Origin of the sequence: Heliomarina baculiformis (genome assembly GCF_019966545.1) — a bacterium.
Lineage (GTDB): Bacteria > Pseudomonadota > Alphaproteobacteria > Rhodobacterales > Rhodobacteraceae > Heliomarina > Heliomarina baculiformis.
On the sequence record NZ_JAIMIC010000013.1, the window covers coordinates 16,570 to 39,579 of the forward strand.

The following is a 23,010-nucleotide window of genomic DNA, read 5'->3' on the forward strand; positions in this document are numbered from 1 at the left end:
AATCAATGGCCGTGGGCTAGGGCTCCCTGCGCCATCTTCTCTCCCACTTGCTCTCCCCCGGACCCGTCCGGCCGGTCCTTCTTGGCCCGGAGCAGCCTGAGCGCGTTGGCGACTACCAGTAGCGAAACGCCGACATCCGCAGCGATGGCACCCCACATTGTTGCCATGCCGAACGCTGTCAGCCCGACGAACAGCGCCTTCGTCGCAAGCGCAATTGCGATGTTCTGATGGATGACGTTCATGGTGCGGCGCGAATGCCCGATCAGCCATGGCACCTTGGCGATGTCGTCCGTCATCAGCGCGATATCGGCGGTCTCAATGGCGGCATCCGATCCGACCGCACCCATGGCGATGGCGAAATGCGCCCGCGCCATGGCAGGTGCATCGTTCACACCGTCGCCAATCATTGCCACGACATCATAGTTGGCAACGAGTTCCTCGATTGCCGTCACTTTGTCTTCGGGCAGCAGTTCCGCGCGCACCTCGTCAATGCCGACTTCCGCCGCCACGGCGCGCGCCGTGCGTTCATTGTCGCCGGTCAGCATGATGATCTTTTTTACGCCCTGGGCATGCAGGCGTGCCACGACCACCTTCGCATCCGGGCGGATGCGGTCGCGCAGTTCGATCAGGCCCAGCAGGCGGTCCGCGGAGCCTACGGCAACGAGTGTGCTGCCAGCCCCTTCGATCCGTTCCAGCAGGTCGCGGGGGATCGCTTCGCCAAGCCCCTTCTCGGTCGCAAATCGATCCGAGCCGAGCCAGACGGGCTGACCCTCCCAGGTTCCCTCGACACCGCGGCCCGGCACCGTTTTGGTGTCGGTAGCCGCCGACTGCTTCAACCCGTCGCGTTCGCCGCGCGCCAGGATGGCCCGCGCCAGAGGATGCGAAGAGCGGGCTTCCAACGCGACAGCGGCGCTCAGAAGGTCGCGTTCGACCGTGCCGCCTAAAGGATGCAGGCCCGCGACCTCCGGTTCTCCCATGGTGATCGTCCCGGTCTTGTCCATTGCCAGAGCTGTCAGGCGTGACGGAGCCTCCACATAGGCACCGCCCTTGATCAGCACGCCATTGCGTGCCGAGGCCGCGAGCGAAGCGACGATGGAGACCGGCGTAGAAATCACGAGCGCACAGGGGCAAGCGATTACCAGAAGAACCAGCGCATTGTAGAACCAGTAATTCCATGCCCCCGCGAACAGCAGCGGCGGAACGACGGCGATTAGAATCGCCAGCGCCATCACGATGGGCGTGTAGATGCGGGCGAATTTCGTGACCCATTGCTCCACCTCGGCCCGGCGCGAATGCGCATCGCCTACCATGCGGATGATTTTCGATAGCACGGTATCGCCTGCGGCCTTGGTGGCCCTGACCGTCAGCGTGCCATCACCGTTGATCGTCCCTGCATAGACTTCGTCGCCAGTTTCCTTGGCGACCAGTGCGCTTTCCCCTGTAATCGGAGCCTGATCGACATCGCCGCGACCCTCGGTCACCTCTCCGTCGAGCGGGATGCGGTCTCCGCCGCGCACTACGAAGCGGTCACCGATCGCAACCTGAGCCGCAGGAACATCGGTCTCCGATCCGTCGGCGCGAATGACGCGCGCCGTGGGTGGTGCCAGGTCCAACAGGGCCGAGACCGCGTTGCGCGCACGCCCCACGCTCCAGGATTCGAGAGCGAGGGACAGAGCAAAGAAGAATGCGACCGTCGCCGCCTCGAAAAACTCGCCCAGCCCGATCGCACCGGCTACGGCAACGATCATCAGGAGGTTCATGTCAGGCGACAATCTACGCGCGGCGGACCATGCTTTGGGGGCGACCAGCCAGGCTCCGAACACCACCGCCAGCATGAACAGCCCCATCTCGACCAGAGGCATAGACGTCTCGCCATGACCGGAGAAGAGCCGCAGCGCGCCGCCCGCCCCCGTCTCGACGATGTGGTAAAGGAACCCGGCGGCCCAGAAGCCGCCGCTGAGTCCGGTGAAGAGGCGTTGACGTGCGAAATGCGCCGCCTGATCCGCTTCGGCGCTTTCGGCATCCCACATCTTCGCGCTCATACCGGTCGAGCCGACGATCTTGATGATCTTATCGTCGCTGAGCGGTTTGGCGCTTTTGAGGATGGTCATGCGCCCGTTGATCACATCGAAGGCCAGATGCTCGCTGCCGCCGACTTCCGGCCCGACGACCTTGTTCAGGATCGCGACCTCTTCCGCACAATCCAGCCCGTTAACGCGAAAACTGCGTCCGGAGGATGGTGGAGGTGCTGCCACCTGCGCGGTGTCTTCGGCCGTCTGGCCACAGCAAGCCTTTGTGTCTTTGCGATCATCCTGATGACCGTGCGGATGCGTGTCTGGACCGTCGTGGGACATGGGAAACCTCTGAGAATAAGCGTTGAGCCAAAGATAGGAGCTTCAGTTGCTAGAGGTTCAAGAAGTTTCTTGGGATGTTCTGTGATTAAGGCCATCACAATCAGCACTGTACCTCCTCTGAACTGTTCGGGCGCGACAGCGAGGCGATTGGACTTGACCTTCCATCTACGGGAAGCACTATTTGCGGTCCCAGTGTAGTTTTTGAAAGGCTGGGAAATGGATCAGATAGTAGGCAAGGATGCGTCAGAGCGGTCGTCGGATCATGCCGTGGATCCGGTGTGCGGCATGTCCGTCACAATTTCTCCGGACGCACGCCGTGCAGATTATGACGGTGAAATTTTCTATTTCTGCTCCGACAAGTGCCATACCAAGTTCAAGGCTGATCCAGTTTACTACGCCCCTGGCAAGGCATCGGATCGTCGCATGACGTCACAAGCAGGCGCGCAGTATACATGCCCGATGCACCCTGATATCGTACGTGATGAACCCGGATCTTGCCCGATCTGTGGCATGGCGCTGGAACCGATGTTACCGTCGGATGAACCCAGTCAGGAACTGACCGACTTCACCCGCCGCATGTGGATCAGTGCCGCCGCGGCCGTTCCCCTGGTCATCCTAACCATGGGGGAGTTGGTCGGTCTGCCCGTCCGAGACTGGATCGGGCATCAACTGGCGACCTATGTCGAGTTCGCGTTGGCGACACCAATCGTCCTATGGGCGGCGAAACCCTTCTTCGAGCGGGGATGGGCGTCGATCATGAACCGCTCGCCCAACATGTGGACACTGATCGCCATCGGTGTCGGTGCGGCCTACATCTATTCGCTGGTGGCTACGTTCCTTCCGGGCGTGTTTCCGGAGGTCTACCGGATGGGCGCGGGCGTCGGCACCTACTTTGAGGCCGCCGTTGTCATCATCACCCTGATTTTTGTCGGGCAGGTTCTGGAGCTGAGGGCGCGGGAACGGACCGGCGATGCCATTCGGGCACTACTCGACCTGGCCCCGAAAACCGCGCGACGTATCCTGCCCGACGGCACAGAGTATGACGCGCCGCTGGAAAACATCGTTGAGGGGGATCGTCTGCGGGTCCGCCCAGGCGACGCGATCCCCGTCGACGCCACGGTCATGGACGGTACGTCGTCCATCGACGAGAGCATGATCACCGGCGAACCCCTGCCGGTCGAAAAAGGTCCCGGCGATACCGTCACCGGCGGCACGATCAACAAGAACGGATCCCTTGTCATCGAGGCCGCGCGCGTGGGTGCCGACACGATGCTGAGCCAGATCGTCGAGATGGTTTCGAACGCGCGTAGGTCCCGCGCGCCGATTCAGGGTCTTGCCGACAAGGTCTCATCCTACTTCGTGCCGACCGTTGTCCTGATCGCGCTGCTCGCATTCGTCGCGTGGCTGAGCTTCGGACCCGAACCTGCTCTGGTCTTTGCCATTGCCTCGGCGGTGTCGGTGCTGATCATCGCCTGCCCCTGTGCTCTGGGTCTGGCGACCCCGATTTCGATCACGACGGCCGCGGGGCGCGGTGCACAGGCGGGTGTGCTGATCAAGGACGCCGAAGCTCTGGAACGCATGGCCAAGGTCGATACGCTGATCGTGGACAAGACGGGTACCCTGACCGAGGGGAAGCCGAAGCTGACCGATGTGGCCGCTCTGGGCGACGAAAGCGAGGAAACCATTCTAACCCTAGCTGCCGCCCTGGAAAAAGGCTCGGAGCACCCGTTGGCGGAGGCCATCGTGGAGGGTGCGAAGGAGAAGGGTATTAAGGTCGGCAATGCCGAAAACTTCGAGGCGGTGACCGGAAAAGGCGTGCGCGGAACTGTCTTGGGGCGGGCTGTCGCACTTGGAAATACCGCAATGATGCGCGACATGTCTCTCGACACATCTGCGGCGGAGGAAGCGGCAGATGTTCTACGGGCCGAGGGTAAGACTGCCATGTTCGTAGCCATTGAAGGTAAGCTGTCCGGCATCGTCGCAGTGGCCGACCCGATCAAGGAGTCGACTGCCGAAGCCATCAAGGTGCTGCACGAGGCAGGTCTGCGGATCATCATGGCGACAGGTGACAACGAACGCACCGCCAGGGCCGTGGCGCAGCGGCTTGGAATCGACGAGGTTCGGGCCGGCGTTCTGCCGGAAGATAAGAAGGCGCTGGTGGACGAGCTGCACGCCGAAGGCAGAAAGGTCGCGATGGCGGGTGATGGTGTCAACGACGCGCCAGCCCTGGCCGCAGCGGACGTCGGCCTTGCCATGGGTACGGGCGCGGACGTGGCGGTTGAAAGTGCGGGCATCACGCTGTTGCGCGGGGATCTGAACGGCATCGTCAAGGCGCGGACACTGGCGGTGGCGACGATCCGCAACATTCGCCAGAACCTGTTCTGGGCGTTTGCCTATAACACGCTCGGTGTTCCAATCGCGGCAGGGGTCCTCTACCCGGTCTTCGGCCTATTAATGTCACCAATGATCGCCGCAGCCGCGATGAGCCTTTCTTCAGTCTCGGTCATCGCAAACGCTCTCAGGCTGAGGCGATTGAAGCTTTAGCGGGTCCGCGATTTGAACGTGAAGTCGGTCAATTATCCATTTCAGCAAAACGTGTATTGCTGGTCTGTCAGAAATCCAACATAGCTGACCGATGATACTCAAAACGCGCCTTTTTCTGCTTACTCTTTTGATTGGCGTTGTTCTGGCGCAAATCGGCCATGCGTCCATTTCAAGCGTGGATTCAGGGTCTTCGATGGTCATGCAAAGCGATTGCTGTCCAGATGACTGCCCGGACATGCCGGAATGCGATGCTGCTTGCATTTCGACGATGCAATGTCGGGTAGCCCCGATTGTGCTGGGGCTGGAACGAGCAACTCTAGCGAGCTTGCGGGGCCCCGGAAGCGCAGAGTTCTCACGGGCCGAGGCGGCAGCCCACCGACAACATGCGGACATTGGGCTTCAAAGACCGCCCAAGGCATGACGGGTCAGGTGCCTTTCGCACCAAAATCCACGCGCCGATGTAACGTATAGACTCAGGGTCGATACGATGGCTGGCGTTCCTGTTGCCCGTCAAAATAGGCGTATCATGCTCCGCTATATCCCCACCTTTCTTGCGACCCTCGTGGTCGCGACCCAGCTCTCCGTGCCGATGGCACAGGCGGCTGCATCTGATTACAACCTCGTTCTCATCGAAACGACCTATCCCTTCGGAGACGGCGCGGTTCTGGAGCTTCGTCTGATTGATACCCGGACCAATGCGCCCGTCGAAGGCGCCGTCATCTTTGCTACAAGGCTGGATATGGAGCCGGACGGCATGGAGACGATGACTTCGACAGTCGTGGCGCTGCCTGGCAAAGAGCCGGGTCTATATCGTTTTTCCGCCGATCTGACGATGGACGGAAACTGGCGGTTTTCCGTTGCGGCCAAGGTGCAGGGTGAACCTGAAACTGTTCAGGCGCAAATCGTGCTCGAGGTGCTGCCATGAGCGTCTTTGGCAAATTAGTGCTTATCGGCGTGGTTGGCGGCGCGGCTGGATGGGCGGGCCTCGCGGCAGGCGTCAAGGGTTGGACGCCTGCTATGCTGGCAAATGTGGCGCAGACGAAATTCACCGCGCTGATGGGACGGCAAGCTGAAGCAATGCCAGCCGCAACCCGAACGCCGACAGGCCCGGTCATCTACTACCGACACCCTGACGGTCTCGCCGAATGGTCCGCTACGCCGACCGAGACTGCCGATGGAAAGTCCTTTTTACCGGTCCTGGCGAGCGAAGACGTATCGTTTGATCCAGAGGCGATCACGCCCCTAGAGGCAGAGAGTGTCGAACGAACCCTACTCTACTACCGCCACCCGATGGGCCTGCCTGATACGTCGCCGGTGCCAAAGCTGGATTCCATGGGGATGGACTACCTGCCCGTCTATGCCGACGAGGCAAGCGATGCCGGATCAGTGACCGTATCTCCCGGCAAGCTGCAACGCACGGGCGTGCGTACGTCAATTGCGGTGTTTGATCCCATGGCAACAACGGTGCGTGCGCCGGGGATCGTCGCGCTGGACGACCGTCGAGTCAGCGTCATTTCATTGCGTGCGGATGCGTTCATCGAAGAAGTTGAGGATGTAACGACCGGATCAATCGTTGAAGCAGGCGAACCGCTGGCGATGCTCTATTCTCCGGATATCGTCTCGGCGGCCGCACAGTATGTTTCGGACCTGCGAAGTGGTGAAGGGCGCGTGGAAGGCAGCCGTCAAAGGCTGGCAAACCTGGGTGTTCCCGTGTCAGTGATCGACAAGATCGCGGCGGAAAGGCGTACGCCGGTGCAAATCAGCCTGATGGCACCGCGGTCGGGCGTGGTTCTGGAACGAATGGCCGTCGAAGGCATGATGTCCGAGGCTGGAGAAACGCTGTTTCGTATTGCCGATACATCGGTTGTCTGGGTCATCGCGGACGTGCCGGAATCTGCGCTCGCGGGTCTTTCGGATGGAAACGCTGCGACGATCACCTTTCCAGGCCTGCCGGGCGAGACCTTCAGCGGCGTTATCGACAAGATCTACCCTGAGGTCGATATGCAGACCCGGACGGCACGCGTCCGCGTCGACCTGTCCAACCCTGAGGGTCGCTTGCTTGTCAACATGTTCGCTGATGTGGCTTTGGCGACGGGCGACGGTGCGCCCGTGGTGCAGGTGCCGGAAACGGCGGTGATCGACACCGGCGACCGTCAGGTGGTGATCAGAGATCTGGGGGAGGGGAAATTCGCTCCGCAGGATGTGGTGCTGGGGCGGCAGGCAGCTGGGATGGTGGAAATCCTTGAAGGCATTGTGGAGGGCGACCGCATTGTCACCACCTCTACCTTTTTGATCGACGCGGAAAGCAACCTGAACGCAGCCCTGGCTGCGCTGACTGCCCCGGAGGCAGGCGAATGATCTCGCGTGTCATTGAATGGTCCGCCCGCAACCTTGTTCTCGTGTTCTTCGCCACGGCCCTGATCATCGCCGCAGGGGTCTGGTCACTGCGCAACTTGCCGATCGACGCTATTCCCGATTTGTCAGACGTGCAGGTGATCGTGCTGACCGATTATCCGGGCCAGGCTCCGCAGGTCGTCGAGGATCAGGTCACCTATCCGCTGACTTCGGCGATGCTTACGGTGCCGCGATCCCGCGTCGTGCGCGGGTTTTCGTTCTTCGGCATTTCCTTTGTCTACATTATCTTCGAGGACGGTGTGGACCCCTATTGGGCACGGTCCCGCGTTCTGGAATACCTCAACGCCGCCGCCGCTCGGCTGCCCGACGGCGTGACGCCCACGCTTGGGCCTGATGCGACCGGGGTTGGCTGGGTTTACCAATACGCGATCACCGGGGAAAATCTGTCGCTGGCGGAATTGCGGTCGTTGCAGGATTGGGTCGTCCGATATGGTGCAAGCCGCGCCGAGGGCGTGTCCGAAGTGGCCAGCGTCGGCGGCTTCGTCAAGCAATACTCGGTCACTCTGGATCCGGTGCGGATGCGGGCGCAGGGGATCACTCTGTCCGATATCGGCAAGGCGATCTCTGAAAGCAACATGGACACCGGCGGGCGCACGGTCGAACTGTCCGAGTTTGAATTCATGGTGCGCGGGCGGGGCTATCTGGCGGGAACCGAGGATATCGGCAACATCACCCTGCGCAGTATCGGCGGGGTGCCGATCAACCTGAAAGATGTCGCGCGGGTCGAAATCGTCCCCAATGAACGCCGCGGCATCGCCGAGTTGAACGGTGAGGGCGAGGTCGCCAGTGGCATCGTGCTGCAACGGGTGGGTGCCAATGCACTGGATGTGATCGAAAACGCCAAATCAGAACTGGGCGTGGTGGCTCAAAGCCTGCCTGACGGGGTCGACATCGTACCGGTCTATGACAGGTCCAACCTGATCCTGTCGGCGATCAAGACGCTGAAAACCACGCTTCTCGAAGAAAGTCTCGTCGTGGCCGGAGTCACGATCATTTTTCTGCTGCACGTCCGCTCTGCCCTTGTGGCTATTATCATGCTGCCGGTGGGTCTGCTGATGGCGTTCACCGCAATGAAATTTCTCGGGATCGGTGCCAACATCATGAGCCTTGGCGGCATTGCGATTGCCATCGGCGCGATGATCGACGCCGCCATCGTGATGATCGAGAACGCGCACAAGCATCTGGAACGTGCCGCCCCCGACAAGCCCCGCATCGAGGTGCTGATCGAAGCCGCAAGCGAGGTCGGCCCGGCGCTGTTCTTTAGTCTGCTGATCATTACCGTGTCTTTCCTGCCGATCTTTGCATTGGAAGGACAGGAGGGACGCATGTTCGGCCCCCTGGCCTATACCAAGACATTTTCGATGACGGCGGCTGCTTTCCTGTCGGTGACGCTGGTGCCTGCGCTGATGGTGGTCTTCGTGCGCGGCCGGATCATCCCTGAACACAGGAATCCGGTGAATCGCGCGCTGATCGCCGTCTACCGCCCGATCATCCGCGCGGTGCTGAAGGCCAAAAGCCTCACCATCATCGTGGCGCTGTTCGCCTTGATCGTTACGATCTGGCCCGCGCGGCAGCTGGGGTCGGAGTTCATGCCTGTCCTGAACGAGGGCACCTTGATGTATATGCCGACGACTTTGCCCGGCTTGTCTGTGACGAAGGCGGCAGAGTTGATGCAAACACAGGACCGCATCATCAAGACCTTCCCCGAGGTGCTGTCGGTGTTCGGCAAGGCGGGACGTGCATTGACTGCCACAGACCCCGCGCCAACTGAAATGTTCGAAACCATCATCCAGCTACGACCCGAGGCAGAGTGGCGCCCCGGTGTCACCACCGAAAGCCTGCGGCAGGAAATGGACGCCGCGCTGCAATTTCCCGGCGTATCGAACGCCTGGACCATGCCGATCCGCGCCCGGATCGACATGCTATCCACCGGTATCCGCACGCCGGTGGGCATCAAGGTTTATGGCACGAGTCTGACCGAGATGGAAAAGGTCGCCCGCGAGGTCGAAGCCGTGGTACGCACGGTGCCCGGAACGACCAGCGCCTATGCCGAACGGGTGATCGGCGGCTATTACCTCGACATCACCCCGGACCGTACGGCGCTTGGCCGCTACGGCCTGTCGGTGCAGGATGTGCAAGAGGTGATCGGCATGGCCCTGGGAGCCAAGGCGATCACGCAGACCGTCGAGGGCCGCGAGCGCTACGACGTCGCTGTGCGTTATCCGGCGACCCTGAGGTCAGATCCGGAGGCCATCGGGCGTGAGGTTCAGGTTGCACTGCCGGACGGAGGCACCATTCCGCTGGGAGATGTGGCCACCATCGAACGCACCCGTGGCGCCACTTCGATCCGGACCGAAAACGGACAGCTTGCCGTCTATATCTTCGTCGATATCATCGGACGCGATCTAGGCGGCTACGTGGCGGAAGCTCAAGCGGCAGTCGCGACCTCCGTCACCCTGCCACCTGGCTATTCCCTGGGCTGGAGCGGCCAGTTCGAATATCTTGAACGTGCGAAACAGCGGCTGGCCACCGTTGTGCCGCTGACACTGGCGCTGATCTTCCTGCTGCTTTACCTAAACTTCCGCCGCCTGACGGAAACCTTGATCGTGATGCTGTCGCTGCCCTTCGCTTTGGTAGGTGGCATCTGGCTCATGTGGTTCATGGGCTTCAATATGTCAGTTGCGGTGGCCGTCGGGTTTATCGCGCTGGCCGGGGTGGCGGCTGAAACCGGGGTGATCATGTTGATCTATCTCGATCAGGCGTTGAATGAAGCGCGTGACCGCGCGGACGGTCGGGACCTGACCCGCGACGAACATTACGCCGCGATCATGGTGGGTGCAGTAGATCGAGTGCGCCCCAAGATGATGACGGTTGTAGCGATCATGGCGGGCCTGATGCCGATCCTTTGGGCGCACGGCACAGGCTCTGAAATCATGCAGCGCATCGCCGTCCCGATGATCGGCGGGATGGTGTCGTCCACCTTACTGACCCTGATCGTGATTCCGGCGGTCTACGGTATCATCAAGGGCTGGAGCCTGAAGAAAACTGTCGCCGCGGATCATTGGCCTCTCGACCGGGCCGCAGAGCAGGTGTAGCGGAATTAAGGAAGAACGGGCACATTCAAATGGTCGCTGCAATTCATGGCGCCAGCGCAACTTCGACCACGCGGACTGTGGTGCTTCTGTCTGAAGCTCCTGTCGGTTGGGTCCAGGCCACAAATGCACCGGCTTCTCCGCGTGTCATTCGCGGAAAGCCGACCGATCCAGCACCCCGATTGACGTAGAGAGCCTGGGGCGCGGCGCATCCGGTACCACGGGATACATGGCACAGAACGATCGCCTCACCGCCACTCACATATTCCATCCAGAGTGCCAAAACGCTTCCATCCAGCATTTGCAGAACATCGACCCGACCCGAGGCCGCGCCGAGGTCGAGGCGGAGCGGTTCGTCGAACTGCATTCCTCCATCGTCCGAAAAGGCAATACGAACCCTCGGTTCGTCTGATGCTGCAGTAAACCAGATGACGGTTGCCTTGTCGCCGATCGCATCAATGGCTGGGCCATTTACGGGGCAGCCGGCAATTTCCCATCCGTCGTTGTGAACAGTGAGGGGTTGCGTCCATTCCCCTCCGATAGATCGGACAATCGAAATATCGCGGATTTCCTCGGCGGTTCGATCACGATAGACCGCCACGAAATCGCCCGAGGCGGTCCGCGCTGCGGACGTCTGACAACAAGTACAAGCGCGCGCGTCCAACAGGCTTTCTGGCTTCATCGCTCCGTCAGAGTCGACCTGTCGCGCGCGCAGCTGCATCGCATTCTCGAAGCTTTCGCCTTCTGTCTGATTGTCATACTCCCGGCCATCCAGCCACAGCGCCGTCAACCCGCCAAACTGATCGGGAATTAACGAAACAAAACCGTGCTCGCGTTGAGATCTGTCATCGTGCGGAATAAGCGGTTCCGTCCAGCTTCTGCCCTCATCCATGGAAAAAGCGATATTGACGTCATACTGGTAGTCACCTTCCCCATTCAGTTTCAGCCATTGTGCCGCCAGTCCACCATCGGCCAGTACCGCTACCGATGGGAAATCGGCCCAGTTGATGTAAATCTTTGACGATTTATGAATTGTGCGAGCGTCCGACCACTCACTGCCATCGAGTATGGCCATGCGAACTTCCGCTTCGGCTCCGTTTTCTTCTGTCCAGCTCAATATGATCCGGCCATCCGGCAAGGTTGCAAGTGATGGTTCACGGGCACTGATGCCGACCGGTGCTGCACGGTCGGTCAATCTGAAGAGGGCGGTTTCCTCGGCATGAGTTGCAGGGAAAGAACTGAAAAATGCAGCAAGGATCAGGATCGATGCAGCGAGACACTTACTCATACAGAGAATTATCCCCACTAGTCGTGGCCATGTTGCGGCGAACCCATTGGTAGTTGATCGGGAACCAAATCCCACCCTTTTGTCCGTCGAAACGGCTCAGTTTATCCCGTTGGCACGCTGCAATACACGAATGTAAGCCACGATATCGAGAATATCTGATCGCGTCACGCCTTCAACCGCTGGCATGTTACCAAACTTCCAATGGTGCGCCCGAACACCATTCTGTGCTGCGAGGACAAACGCCATGTCACCGTGGTGGCCCGGCTCATAAATCTTGTGCACCAGCGGTGGAGCAACGCCGTCCTGACCCTGCCCATTGACGCCGTGGCAGGTCGCGCAGGCCGCACCATAGGCACGCTTGCCGATTTGCTCTTGCTCGGTGAAACTTGGGGGCAGCCTGACAGTTGCAAGCGCACCTGCGGGAAGTGCCATTCTTTCGTCCGTCTGAGTACTCGTCTGGGAGTGGGTCGGCTGCAGGATGTACCATCCTGCCGCAGCAACGGCGATCAGAGCAAAAAATATTGCTGCCCATTTCATGCTATCAAACTCCTTCATTGTGAAGCGAGGTCTCCATGCCCCTCGAAAGGCAAAGTCGTTTTTCTGAGCGGCGATTGCTCGAATTGGCTGACCTTTTCCAGCGTACTGTCATCTGCCTGGGCCACTTCGGACGAGTGGCCTGACCCGGCAAAAAAAGCCGTGATTTCGTGATACCGGATTCGGGTGTCTTCCAAGGTCTGATAGTAGCGGAAAAGTTCCTTCAGCGGTGCCGAGAAGTCCTTGTGCGCTGCCAGGACGGCCACCAGCGCGCCGAGTGTGATCCGCCCTTCGATGACGAAATATCCACCCAGAGAGTAGAACAGGAATGGCGTCAGCGCGGTCAGAAAATTGTTGAGGGCCTTGATGAAGAACTTCAGACGGAAAATCTTCCTGCGCACGTGCTCAAGCTCTCTAAAACTTGCGCTTACTGGCAGCAGCCCGGCCGGATTGACCTGCCGTTCGCGCAATTGATCGCTGAGCTGCCTGCCAAGCTGTCGGACCTCCTTGATCCTGGTGCGTGAAAGCGCGTTGACCCGCCGTTGCAGCTTGGGCAGCAGCACGAGCTGAATTGGCAGTACCGTCAGTGCGGCGGCACCCAAGACAGGGTCCTGAACGAACATGAAAAACAGGATCGTCAGAAGCGTACCGCCTTGCAGGATTGGCAGCGTAAGGACATCTGCCGCGAAGCCACCGATGGGCTCGACTTCCTGTGCGAGAATAGGGACGATCTCGCTTTGGTTTCCGGAGTCTGGATCGCTGCGCCATTGCCGATAGACCAGCAGGCGGAAGCGCCGCAGAAAACGCTCCGCGACATACCCTTTGAAGACGTTTAGGCCATATTTGTTTAACCCATTCAGGATGATCGCCAGAAGATAGAGACCGCAAAGAAGTATGAGGAAAACGACCTGATCGAGGTCTCGTCCCAGAACGACGATCGGGAAACGGTCGGAATCCAGAGCGTTGTTCACGATCTGTTTTGGCAGTTCCAGGGTCAGATAGAGAATAGGCATCGCGATGAGGCTAACCACGATCATCAACGCCTGCTGCCTTCTTGAATAGCGCAAGACGGTGCTGAAAAGACTTCCTTCGAGCCCTCGTATGGGCTCTGGGTGGATCGCAGGCGTGCTGCGGTACTTCCAAAGCTTCAGAATGCCGCGAATAGCAAGATATGAGCCAACGGTGATCAGCAGCGCAGGCGCCAAGACCAGTATGAGATGAATGAACGGGTGCACCCAGTCTGGCGTGACATCGTTGTAGTCGTACCCAAAGGCGGCAGCTACGTCGTGTACAAGCAGGTGATACCTGTCCAAGAGTGACATGGAAAAGTCTAACCCTTGGATTTCGGCGCGAGGTGATCGTGGACGATGATGACGCCCCACATGCCCGCCTCCCGGTGGCCGGGTATCAAGCATGCAAACTCCAGGCTGGTCACATCGGAGAACTCCCAGATCAAATCGGCATTTTGTCCACTTGGGATCGAAACCGAGTTGGCGCTGTCATGCTGCATATCGGGATGTTCGCGCATCCATTGCTGATGTTTTGCGACCTCGTCAAAGGAACCGAGAAAGAACTCGTGATCCAATGCGCCGGTATTTCTGATTGAAAACTGGACAACCGAGCCGCTTTCAATCTGGATCGCGTCCGGCTCGAAAAGCATGTAGCCGCTTTCCGTCTCCCGTATGGATATTTCAATCGTCCTGTCGATCGAGGAGCCATCACCGGGTTTCCCGATCGGATCATGGCCAGGCACTTCGAAGGCTCGCGCGTGAGGCTGCTGGCCCTTGCCACTGGAAGCGCCCACTGAAAAAGCCGGAAGGACAAGCGCAAGGGCGATGGTGCAGGTTCTCAGGAAATTCTTCATGCTCGGCTACCTCCGTAGCGCTTGATTTTATGGGATCTTCTTGCTTGCTTGGGCTAAGCGATCAAGGCGATGGGGCCGGAGTGTTTACCCCCGGCCCCATTGTTAGTAGTTACTTCATCTGCGTGACGGTCAGTTTACCCTTGACCCGGTCGGCAACGAACTCGATGTCCTGACCTTCCGCCATCTTGGCCACCATCGCCTCGTCGGCGCGGAACACCATGGTCATTGCCGGCATATCCAGGTTGACGAGAGGGCCGTGGATAATTGTGACCTTGCCGGCCTTTGCGTCGATTTTCTTGATGGTGCCGCTTGTGTATTCCACGTCAGCCTGAGCCATCTGGTCACCGACTGCGACCTCACGGTGCATTCCCGATTCGTAGTGGCCCGGGATCAGGCACGCTGCTTCGAATGTGCCAGAATTTGCGAAAGTCCAGACAACCTCGCCCGAGGCGCCCGCATCGAGACGGATACGGTTCGGATCGTCATGTTCCATGTCCATCTTGGCCATTTCGATCTTGTGCTCGGCATTACGCTCTACCGTGTCGAGGACGAATTCATGCTCCAGCTCACCCTTGTTGGTGATGTTGAAGCGGATGGTTTCGCCCTCCTTGATATCCATCGGCTCACTCTCGATCAGCATCTGGCCCTCATCGTTTTCAAGCAAAGTGACGTCGATTGTACGATCCACCTTGGCGGCGTCACCCGGCATGCCGACCATCATTGCGGCCGGCTTGTTCTCCCCATGCCCACCGTCGTGTGTACCTGCAGCAAAGGCCGGTGCTGATAACGCGATCGCAAAGCTTGTCGTCAAAAGAAGATTTCTCATTTTATTGTCCTGTAGGTTGGTTTGGTTGGAGATGACGAAGGGCCGCTCAGCCCTTCGAGGTTGGTTTCGGTGTGAGAATGGTCTTGGGGCTGTTGTTGGAGGCAAATTCGGGTAATTCGCCGGTCCATTCGTAGGCCATCTCGCCCGGAGGATTTTCGTACCAGCCGGGATCGGAGTAATCGTCCGCGTCGATGCCGTCTCGCACCTTCACGACCGAAAACATGCCGCCCATCTCGATGGGTCCGTACGGGCCCCAACCCGTCATCATCGGGATGGTATTGTCGGGTAGCGGCATTTCCATTTTTGCCATGTCCCCCATGCCGGACATGCCCATCGGCATGTATTCCGGCTGGAATTGACGGATCTTCTGGGTCAGCGGCTTCTTGTTCACCCCGATGAACGTCGGCACGTCATGGCCCATGGCGTTCATCGTATGGTGCGATTTGTGGCAATGGATCGCCCAATCTCCCAGATGATCAGCTGTGAATTCGTAGGCCCGCATCGCACCTACGGGAATGTCGATGCTGACCTCCGGCCACTGTGCTTCAGGCGGCACCCAGCCGCCATCCGTGCAGGTGACCTTGAAGTCATAGCCGTGCATATGGATCGGGTGGTTCGTCATCGTAAGATTCCCAACCCGCACTCGCACCCGGTCGCCCTTGTTCACGACCAGCGGATCGATGTCGGGGAAGATCCGGCTGTTCCAGGTCCAAAGGTTGAAATCCGTCATCGTCATGATGCGGGGTACATAGGTCCCCGGATCGATGTCGAAAGCGTTCAGCATGATCAGGAAATCACGATCTACCGGCATGAATGTGGGATCCTTGGGGTGGACCACGAACATGCCCATCATCCCCATCGCCATCTGGGTCATTTCATCGCCGTGGGGGTGGTACATGAACGTTCCGGACTTCACCAAGTCGAATTCATAGACGAAGGTTTTGCCTGGTGGGATGCTGGGATGGCTCAACCCGGAGACCCCATCCATGCCCGACGGAAGAATCAGCCCGTGCCAGTGTACCGTTGTGCCTTCCGGCAGCTTATTGGTGACGTAGATGCGCACCCGGTCGCCTTCGACAGCTTCAATTGTCGGGCCGGTGGATTGGCCGTTGTAGCCCCACAAATGCGCGATCATGCCGTCGGCAAGCTCGCGTTCTACCGGTTCGGCCACGAGGTGAAATTCCTTCACGCCGTTGTTCATCCGGTGTGGCAGGGTCCACCCGTTCAATGTGACCACAGGTGTGTAGTCCGGCCCGGAATTGGGACGCGCCGTGATCGCCGTTGCCGCACTGTCCATTTGCGCGGCTTCGGGCAATCCCATGTTCAAGGTTTGACCCCAGGCTTTCGAAGAGACCAGCGTTGCACCTGCCGCACCGGCTCCGAGTAATTGACGTCTGTTCAACATGTCAGTTCCTTTCAGTGTCCTGCGCCGCCACCGGCGGCAAGTGTTGCGTCTTCTCCACCAGCACCGCCGCCGTCTCCGCCGCCATAGATCGCAGCAGTCAGGTCAGCCTGCGCCATGTAGAATTCGCGTTTTGCGTTTGCCGCTTCCAGCGATGCGCCAAGTTTTTCGCGCACATCTGTCAGCAGCTCGAAAGTGTTGGTGATCATGCCGTTATAAGACAGCAGCCCCTCTTCTTCGACGGTCGTGCGTAGCGGCACCAGAACGTCGCGATAGTGGCGGGCAATCTTATACGCGGCGTGATAGGAGGCTTCAGCACCACGCGCTTCGGACCGGACGTTGACGGCTCTCTCTGCCAGCACGTTGGCTGCTTGCAGGTACGACAATTCCGCCTTTCGCATCCGTGCCTTCCCGGTGTCGTAGATCGGGATTGCGAACTCCACCTCCACCTGAGGGGTGGTCACGGTCTCCGTTTCTCCGTCCTCGATTTCCCGCTCAGCCTCGAAACCGGCGATGAATTCGAGATCGCTGAGAATGCGAGTCTGATCAGTCAGACCAAACGCCTTGGCCTGTGCTTCCAGGCCAAGTTTGGCAACGCGCAGATCAACCCGATTTCGCAATGCTTTCGCTTCGATGTCAGTCACACGGCCGACGGAACGCGGCAGCGCAGGAAGGGCATCGGGCACATAATAGTCGACTTCGGTGCCCCACAGCCCCATGAGCCTGGTCAGCTGCTCTTTGGACCGGGTAGCATTCAAGCGTGCCTGGGCAAGTTGTCCGGCGAGTTCGGCATTGAATGCCTGTTCACGGGCCTGCCCGGCTGTGTTGAGCGCGCCGGTCTCACCCAGCCTCATAGCCAATTCCGATCCGGCGTCAGAAGTCGCTTTCGCGCGGCGCAGATAGCTCACGGCCTCGAAGGCAGCTACGGCATCGACCCATGCCTTCCGCGTCTGATTGGCCAGTGCGAGTGTGTCGTTCACGGCGCTCAGTTGAGCCTGCCGGAAGTTTGCGTCTGCAATGGCCGTACGCTGCTTGCGAGTGGTGGCATCGAGCACGTTCGACCGTATCAGTCCCTCGATCGCCCTGTAGGCACCTAGTTCGGGCGCACCGATGCCCAGTATACCGATCGCGACGATCGGATTTTCCGGGGTCGATTGCTGCCAGGCCTCAGCGGCGGATAGGCCGACATTCGCATATGACGCCTGCAAACCCTTGTTGTTCAGAAGCGCGACCTGAACGGCGGTGTCCGCCGAAATGGTCTTGCGGTGCACCATTGCGTGCACCTGCTTCTTCAAGGCCTCGTTTTCGGCCTGGGTTTCGGCGAAGGCTGTCCGTTTGCCAATGGCTGGTGTGACCTGGCTGGAAATATTGGCGAAGCCAGCTTTTGGTTCCGTGTAGATGCCCGGCACAGCTGTAGCACAGGCACCCAAGATTAGCGGAAAGCCGAAAACCAGCGGAAACTTCGATACCCGCATCAGTTGCCCTCCGTCTGTTCTTGATTGACGGAACGCCAGTCGCGGGGACCTGTAGGGCCGCGATAGGTGTAGCCCGCCAAGGGGTCCTGATAGCTGATCGGCGATGAAACTACCGTGTTGACGACGGCCTGTTGGGTCGCGACGGACGGCAACGGGGTGGGCTCATAGGCGCATGCGCCAAGCCCGAGGGCCGAAGCCCCCATAAGTAGATGAATTTTCATGAAAGTAACCTGATTGGTGAACGTTGTCTCACGCAGAATCTGCGCAAGGCTCACACCCGATTTGGGCGCCGGTTCAGATCAGGAATCGAGGGGGCCGAAAAAACCCTGCTGTTTCTACCGAATACGTTTGACCGTCCAGAATGACATATTCACTTGTACCAACCGGCTCTGCTCTGATCTTGGTGTCTTCGATGAAGACGACAGAAATACAGATGCCGTTGCAACACTCTTGGGATTGTTGCTCTTTGCCATCCTTGTCGGACGCTGCGATGTCGCTTGCGACCCTAAGCTTCTCATGCGCGTGATGCGCATCGCTTCCGGTGTCATGAGTCATGGCGGCACCAACGACAACAATAGACTTGGCTTGATGTCCGTCATGCATGCCGGACGCCGCGTGAGCGGCAGAAGGTGGTGAAAATACCAAGGCTAACGCAAACGCAATGCACGTAAACGTCTTGAACCAGCATGATATGAAAACTCGAAAGCTCATGCTCTAGATATCGGATACCGAAGCAATCCAGTCAATCCGTCCTGCGCAGGAAGGTTTGTCGCTTTTTTGTGAAAAAGGCGAGATTCGGCCGCTGCCGTCAGAAAATGTTGCATATCAGAAACATATAAAGAGCCAATATCCCCCTCCGGTCAGCGGAGCGATGCTGACGCGTCTTGTGCTACCGAACTTCAGCCAGCTTCTCAGACCTGTAGCCCGCGTCGCTGATCGCTACCGCCAATGCAGTTTCATCCAGAGTGCTGTCGACGCCGACGATAGGTGCAGTCAGATCGCACGAAACTTTTGCATCTGGGTCGGCAGCCATGATGGGCTTTTGCATGGAAGCGGCACGATGGCCGCGATCTCCGCGCAGATTGCAATAGACCCTGAAAGGAGTCCGCCCACTCGGATAGGAATATTCCGTTCTGAAAATTACCGCCAGCGTAAGACATGCAGAAAAGCTACTTTCCAATGCTATCAACATTTCCGCAACTAGGTCCGGCAGTAACCTACCATTTGTTATGTCGCTCGGCCTGCAGTCGAGACATGGAACGCGGTTCAGGAGATTTCGAAACTTAAATTTCATTCGTCCCGAAGACCTGGAGCGAATGCTTGGTTCCCAAACGCAGGTTCAACATCCTCGATCTCAAGCCGTATATGTGCCAACGTTCTAACATGCAGAGGTTTTTCTCCGTCGACATGCCCGGTGTTCAGTTTGTGAGCATTGTCTTGGCATTCAGCCTCGCAGCGTTACTGGCGGTCCTCTGCCTTTATATCTTGCTTTCGCCGGGCTTTGCAGCGGCTCTTGCCGCCGGCGGGCCATCGCTGGCCCGCTTTCTGAGGCAAGTTACGACCAACGGTCTGCCCGTAGTTTTTGCCATAAACTATGTCAGTTTTTTTCTTTTCGCGGTGATACAGAAACCAAAGGTCGCCCGCCGAGATACGGCGTTTTTCGTGCTGGTGGATATCTTGCTCAGAGCCATTCTCTTTCCAAGCCTCCACGCACTGATCTACGTTTTGTCTGCCGACTGGTTCGAGTCATTCGGGGGCAGTCGTGCAACCGCGTTGTCGGTCGTTGCCCCAACCCTTGCGCGTTCGGCGTTTTTTGAGAACATCTCCGGAGTTTATCTTTATGCGACAATGATCAGCGCGCTGCCGCTATATGTTTCAGCTTTCGGGCAGTCGGAATTTCTTGGACCGACCGTTCGTCGCTTGCCAATAAAAGCGGGCTTGATGCTGCTCGCCTTGTTTGCGTTTGCCCTGTCGGTCGGATTGATCGCAATCGGTGCACAAGGCATCGCATTCCTTCAGGGCTAGATGATGGCTGGCTATTCACCGTGGGAATGCGCGGCCTGAGGTGCCAACCATCGCGACAAGTAAACGCGCTCGAAAGCGAAGACAGCGATCGTTCCGACAGCCGCATACAGAACGATCATTGGATCACTTTGAAGCTTCATTACGGTGAAAGCTGCCAATACAATTGCATCGAGAGAGAGCGCAGACAAAAGCACGATACTGGAGGCGCCAACTTCGGTTCGACGATAGCGGAACACGCCCCAATGTATGATCATGTCCATGACGAGGTAAAAGAAGGCACCAAGGGATGCGATCCGTCCCAAATCAAAGAGCACGGCCAGCGTCGAGGCGATAACGACTGTATAGACCAGCATATGCCGCTGGACAGCCCCGGACATGCCAAAATGGCTGTGCGGGATCATTTTCATCTCCGTCAGCATGGTCAGCATCCGCGACACTGCGAAAACGCTGGCCAGCACGCCGGATGCTGTGGCCACGGCCGCCAACACGACCGTCAAGTAAAAGCCGACCTGCCCGAGTGCGGGCTCAGCCGCCTGGGCCAGCGAATAGTCGCGCGCGGCGATGATTTCGTCGATTGTCAGGCTCGCGCCCACGCCAAAGGCCACAAGCAGGTAGACCACCACGCAGATCGCGATGGACAGCATGATAGTGCGGCCCACATTGCGGTGGGGATCGGTGATTTCGCCGCCGCTGTTGGTGATCGTGGTAAAGCCCTTGAAGGCAAGGATCGCCAGCGCAACGGACGCGATGAAGCCTGTCACTCCAAAGGTCTCGGCCGTTTCTGACGCGGCGGCGAACTGAAACCCGCTTGACCAGAGTGCTGCGATACCGAACAGCGCGATGCCCCCGATCTTGATCGCCGCCATGACTAGAGAGAATAGCCCGACGGAGCGGTTTCCTGCGATGTTGACCAAGAATGCGAACACGATCACGGCAACCGCCAGAACGGGCACAAGTGGCCCGCCCGTGATATCCAAAGGCCGCAAGACATAAGTGGCGAATGTCCGTGCGACGAGGCTTTCCGCGATCACCATGCTGAGCGCCATCAAGAGCGCCGCTCCCGCCGCGACCGCCCCCGATCCATAGCATTTCTGAAGGATCATCGCGATGCCCCCTGCCGAGGGCCAGGCGTTCGACATCTTGATGTAGCTGTAAGCGCTGAAGCTGGTCACGATGGCACCAGCGATGAACGCGAGTGGAAATAGTGGTCCAGCCAGCTGGGCGATTTGTCCGGTCAGGGCAAAGATGCCCGCACCGATCATCACGCCCGTGCCCATGGCAACAGCTCCGCCAAGGCTGATCGAGCCTTCACGGTAGCCGTCGTTCCCATCGTGGTTTTTATCGTGTTTCTGCATTTCGATCTGCCTTGGTTGCTTTTTAGGTCGTTACGCCTCTGCGCATGCCCACCCGATCGGTTTCAGGCCGCCAGAAGTCCCGACCCTGGGCGTCTGATGAAATCGCGACTACTCCCGTTGCGAGGATGCGCCGTAGATCCGCCGGGAAGTTTGCGAACGCCATGTGACTACAACGGCGGCCCCTTGCAGAGCGATAACTGACGCCACAAGGGCAACGAACGGCCATCGCGCCCAGTTTGGCTCAGGCATTTGGCGGTGGAAATCAAGAAAATGAAAGAACAAGAAATAGGCCGTGTGCAGCACTGCCAGCCACCACAGAACATAAGCGCCCTGCTGGATGTATTTCCACACGGACGTGCCAAGTACCCTTTGGCTGAAATTATTCGACGTACCGGCAAGCACAAAGCCGTAGAGCAGTGCCGCGATCCCAACCACATTGGCCAGCGCAAACCCGTGCTGAAGCATCACGTAGCGTTGCAGTTGGGGGTGATACTCAAAACCGAACAGCCGTGCAAAATCAAGCTCGACCCAGCCGATCAGTATTATGATGGTATGCACCGTCGCCGCCAGAACCGCATAAATACCGAGCTCGCGTCGGTACGGCATAAGCTTCCGTAAAAAGGGCGTAGACGACAAGCGTGCGAGCGGCCCAATCGCCATTGCAGCAACGATGAGCAGCAGTGAAAGATCCCCCAGCGCTCGGTTGTAGCGGTGCATCTCCGACCACTCGGCACACGAAGCAAGCAGCAGGTATCCCGTCAGCACGGACGTTCCTATGATTAGTACGTGCCGCAGAAGGGCGGGTTTTTTCATCATGGTTTCAGATACCGTATGTTTGCAGTCTTCCAAAGATGTTTTAGGCACGCAAATAGCACATCAGATCGGCTTTCGCTTCCAATCAGCGTTCAACATTCTGCAGAGTGTTGACGTTTGGTATGAAAGCCGGAACCCGGCTGGCATACCTGTCCCAGCTTTCGCCAAAACGGGCGCGACTGTCCCCCTCCTCGCCGCGGGCAAGCCGTGCGTACATCCAGACCAGCACCGGGAACATCGCGAGCGTCAGGAGGGTCGGCCATTGCACGAGAAAGCCCAGCATGATCAGCACGAACCCCACATACTGGGGATGGCGAATGCGGGCATAGGGGCCTGTCGTCGCAAGCAACCCCTGACGCTGCGCGTTCCACAGATGGTACCATGCCACGGATATGAGCCAGAAGCCGCCGCCGATAAAGACGAAGCTCAGGAGGTGGAACGGCCCGAAATGCGGGTTCGATTGCCAGCCGAACATCATTTCGGGGAGATGTCCGCTGTCGTGGGCAAACCAGTCTACCTCCGGCCAGGTCGATTGCAGCCAGCCGGAAAGAAAGAAGATGGTCAACGGGAACCCATACATCTCGGTGAAGAGAGCTACGACAAAGGCGCTGAACGCTCCAAAACTGCGCCAGTCGCGTTTTGTCTGCGGCTTGAAGAAACTGAAGGCGAAAATGATGAACACCGCCGAATTGATAAATACTAGCAGCCAGAGTCCATAGGAAGCACCTGCATCGGTCATTACTGGTCGTCTCCCTTACCGTGCCCGCCGTGGCCTCCATGACCGCCGTGCATGAAGAAGTGCATTCCAACGCAAAGCAGCAATGGCAGCCAGATCAGCAATCCGCTGCTCAGGATGTGCACCCGGTGCTCGTAACCCAGGAGAAAGCCGCCAACTGCCAGCGCAACGATCAGATAGATGCCGGCGCGTGATCGCCAGAATGAGGGCGGGCGGGGGGCATGCTCCGATTGACTTTGATTAACATGTGATGGATCAGGTTGATGGGTCACGTTGTGGCTTCCTTT

General features: G+C 58.7%; 19 protein-coding genes. 5 read left to right on the plus strand and 14 right to left on the minus strand.

Going from position 1 to position 23,010, the window contains the following annotated elements:
* Nucleotides 1–2 precede the first annotated feature (2 nt).
* Nucleotides 3–2,354 carry a heavy metal translocating P-type ATPase gene (locus MF268_RS21845; protein ID WP_190325599.1) on the minus strand — a complete coding sequence of 784 codons (2,352 nt, stop codon included), beginning with the start codon at nucleotides 2,352–2,354 and terminating at the stop codon, nucleotides 3–5.
* Between the two features lie 216 nt (nucleotides 2,355–2,570).
* On the opposite strand from MF268_RS21845, the gene MF268_RS21850 reads away from it, so the two are divergent.
* The 4 genes from MF268_RS21850 (at nucleotide 2,571) to MF268_RS21865 (ending at nucleotide 10,408) form a co-directional block, all read left to right on the plus strand.
* Nucleotides 2,571–4,898, plus strand: a complete 2,328-nt coding sequence (locus MF268_RS21850; RefSeq protein ID WP_238372962.1) for a heavy metal translocating P-type ATPase — start codon at nucleotides 2,571–2,573, stop codon at nucleotides 4,896–4,898.
* Nucleotides 4,899–5,424: 526 nt separating this feature from the next.
* Nucleotides 5,425–5,823, plus strand: a complete 399-nt coding sequence (locus MF268_RS21855) for a FixH family protein (protein WP_067293094.1) — start codon at nucleotides 5,425–5,427, stop codon at nucleotides 5,821–5,823.
* On the plus strand, nucleotides 5,820–7,256 hold the full coding sequence (locus MF268_RS21860) for an efflux RND transporter periplasmic adaptor subunit (protein WP_067293091.1): 1,437 nt from the start codon (nucleotides 5,820–5,822) through the stop codon (nucleotides 7,254–7,256). The genes MF268_RS21855 and MF268_RS21860 overlap by 4 nt, the downstream gene beginning before the upstream one ends.
* The gene (locus MF268_RS21865; RefSeq protein WP_238372963.1) at nucleotides 7,253–10,408 is read left to right on the plus strand and encodes an efflux RND transporter permease subunit; all 3,156 of its coding nucleotides are present in this window, start codon (nucleotides 7,253–7,255) and stop codon (nucleotides 10,406–10,408) included. The genes MF268_RS21860 and MF268_RS21865 overlap by 4 nt, the downstream gene beginning before the upstream one ends.
* Before the next feature lie 43 nt (nucleotides 10,409–10,451).
* Here the strand turns inward: MF268_RS21865 and MF268_RS21870 are convergent, their stop codons facing one another.
* From MF268_RS21870 to MF268_RS21910, 9 genes are all read right to left on the minus strand, one after another.
* Nucleotides 10,452–11,711, minus strand: a complete 1,260-nt coding sequence (locus MF268_RS21870) for a sialidase family protein (protein ID WP_238372964.1) — start codon at nucleotides 11,709–11,711, stop codon at nucleotides 10,452–10,454.
* Nucleotides 11,712–11,789: 78 nt separating this feature from the next.
* A complete protein-coding gene (locus MF268_RS21875) occupies nucleotides 11,790–12,230 on the minus strand; it encodes a c-type cytochrome (protein WP_238372965.1) in 441 nt (146 codons plus the stop codon).
* 14 nt (nucleotides 12,231–12,244) lie between these two features.
* Nucleotides 12,245–13,549, minus strand: coding sequence for an ABC transporter transmembrane domain-containing protein (locus tag MF268_RS21880; RefSeq protein ID WP_088636198.1), 1,305 nt, complete (start codon nucleotides 13,547–13,549; stop codon nucleotides 12,245–12,247).
* Between the two features lie 8 nt (nucleotides 13,550–13,557).
* On the minus strand, nucleotides 13,558–14,091 hold the full coding sequence (locus MF268_RS21885; RefSeq protein WP_238372966.1) for a cupredoxin domain-containing protein: 534 nt from the start codon (nucleotides 14,089–14,091) through the stop codon (nucleotides 13,558–13,560).
* Between the two features lie 109 nt (nucleotides 14,092–14,200).
* Nucleotides 14,201–14,917, minus strand: coding sequence for a copper-binding protein (locus MF268_RS21890; RefSeq protein ID WP_037929554.1), 717 nt, complete (start codon nucleotides 14,915–14,917; stop codon nucleotides 14,201–14,203).
* 46 nt (nucleotides 14,918–14,963) lie between these two features.
* Nucleotides 14,964–16,322 (minus strand): multicopper oxidase family protein, encoded by a 1,359-nt coding sequence (locus MF268_RS21895; protein ID WP_114276243.1) that lies wholly within the window; start codon nucleotides 16,320–16,322, stop codon nucleotides 14,964–14,966.
* A gap of 11 nt (nucleotides 16,323–16,333) precedes the next feature.
* On the minus strand, nucleotides 16,334–17,794 hold the full coding sequence (locus MF268_RS21900) for a TolC family protein (protein ID WP_238372967.1): 1,461 nt from the start codon (nucleotides 17,792–17,794) through the stop codon (nucleotides 16,334–16,336).
* Entirely contained in the window at nucleotides 17,794–18,015 is a 222-nt protein-coding gene (locus MF268_RS21905; protein ID WP_233145814.1) for a putative periplasmic lipoprotein, read from the minus strand. The genes MF268_RS21900 and MF268_RS21905 overlap by 1 nt, the downstream gene beginning before the upstream one ends.
* A gap of 73 nt (nucleotides 18,016–18,088) precedes the next feature.
* Complete coding sequence (locus MF268_RS21910; RefSeq protein WP_233145813.1) at nucleotides 18,089–18,397, minus strand: hypothetical protein; 309 nt, start codon at nucleotides 18,395–18,397, stop codon at nucleotides 18,089–18,091.
* 717 nt (nucleotides 18,398–19,114) lie between these two features.
* On the opposite strand from MF268_RS21910, the gene MF268_RS21915 reads away from it, so the two are divergent.
* The gene (locus tag MF268_RS21915) at nucleotides 19,115–19,819 is read left to right on the plus strand and encodes a hypothetical protein (RefSeq protein WP_237455014.1); all 705 of its coding nucleotides are present in this window, start codon (nucleotides 19,115–19,117) and stop codon (nucleotides 19,817–19,819) included.
* Between the two features lie 11 nt (nucleotides 19,820–19,830).
* On the opposite strand, the gene MF268_RS21920 is transcribed toward MF268_RS21915, so the two are convergent.
* The 4 genes from MF268_RS21920 to MF268_RS25445 all read right to left on the minus strand — a co-directional run bounded on the left by MF268_RS21920 (nucleotide 19,831) and on the right by MF268_RS25445 (nucleotide 22,995).
* The gene (locus MF268_RS21920; RefSeq protein WP_238372968.1) at nucleotides 19,831–21,174 is read right to left on the minus strand and encodes an APC family permease; all 1,344 of its coding nucleotides are present in this window, start codon (nucleotides 21,172–21,174) and stop codon (nucleotides 19,831–19,833) included.
* 108 nt (nucleotides 21,175–21,282) lie between these two features.
* Nucleotides 21,283–21,990, minus strand: a complete 708-nt coding sequence (locus MF268_RS21925) for a ferric reductase-like transmembrane domain-containing protein (protein ID WP_088635795.1) — start codon at nucleotides 21,988–21,990, stop codon at nucleotides 21,283–21,285.
* Between the two features lie 82 nt (nucleotides 21,991–22,072).
* On the minus strand, nucleotides 22,073–22,726 hold the full coding sequence (locus tag MF268_RS21930; protein ID WP_018065789.1) for a methyltransferase family protein: 654 nt from the start codon (nucleotides 22,724–22,726) through the stop codon (nucleotides 22,073–22,075).
* Entirely contained in the window at nucleotides 22,726–22,995 is a 270-nt protein-coding gene (locus tag MF268_RS25445) for a DUF2933 domain-containing protein (protein ID WP_238372969.1), read from the minus strand. Before MF268_RS25445 ends, MF268_RS21930 begins: the two co-directional genes overlap by 1 nt.
* Nucleotides 22,996–23,010: the final 15 nt, after the last annotated feature.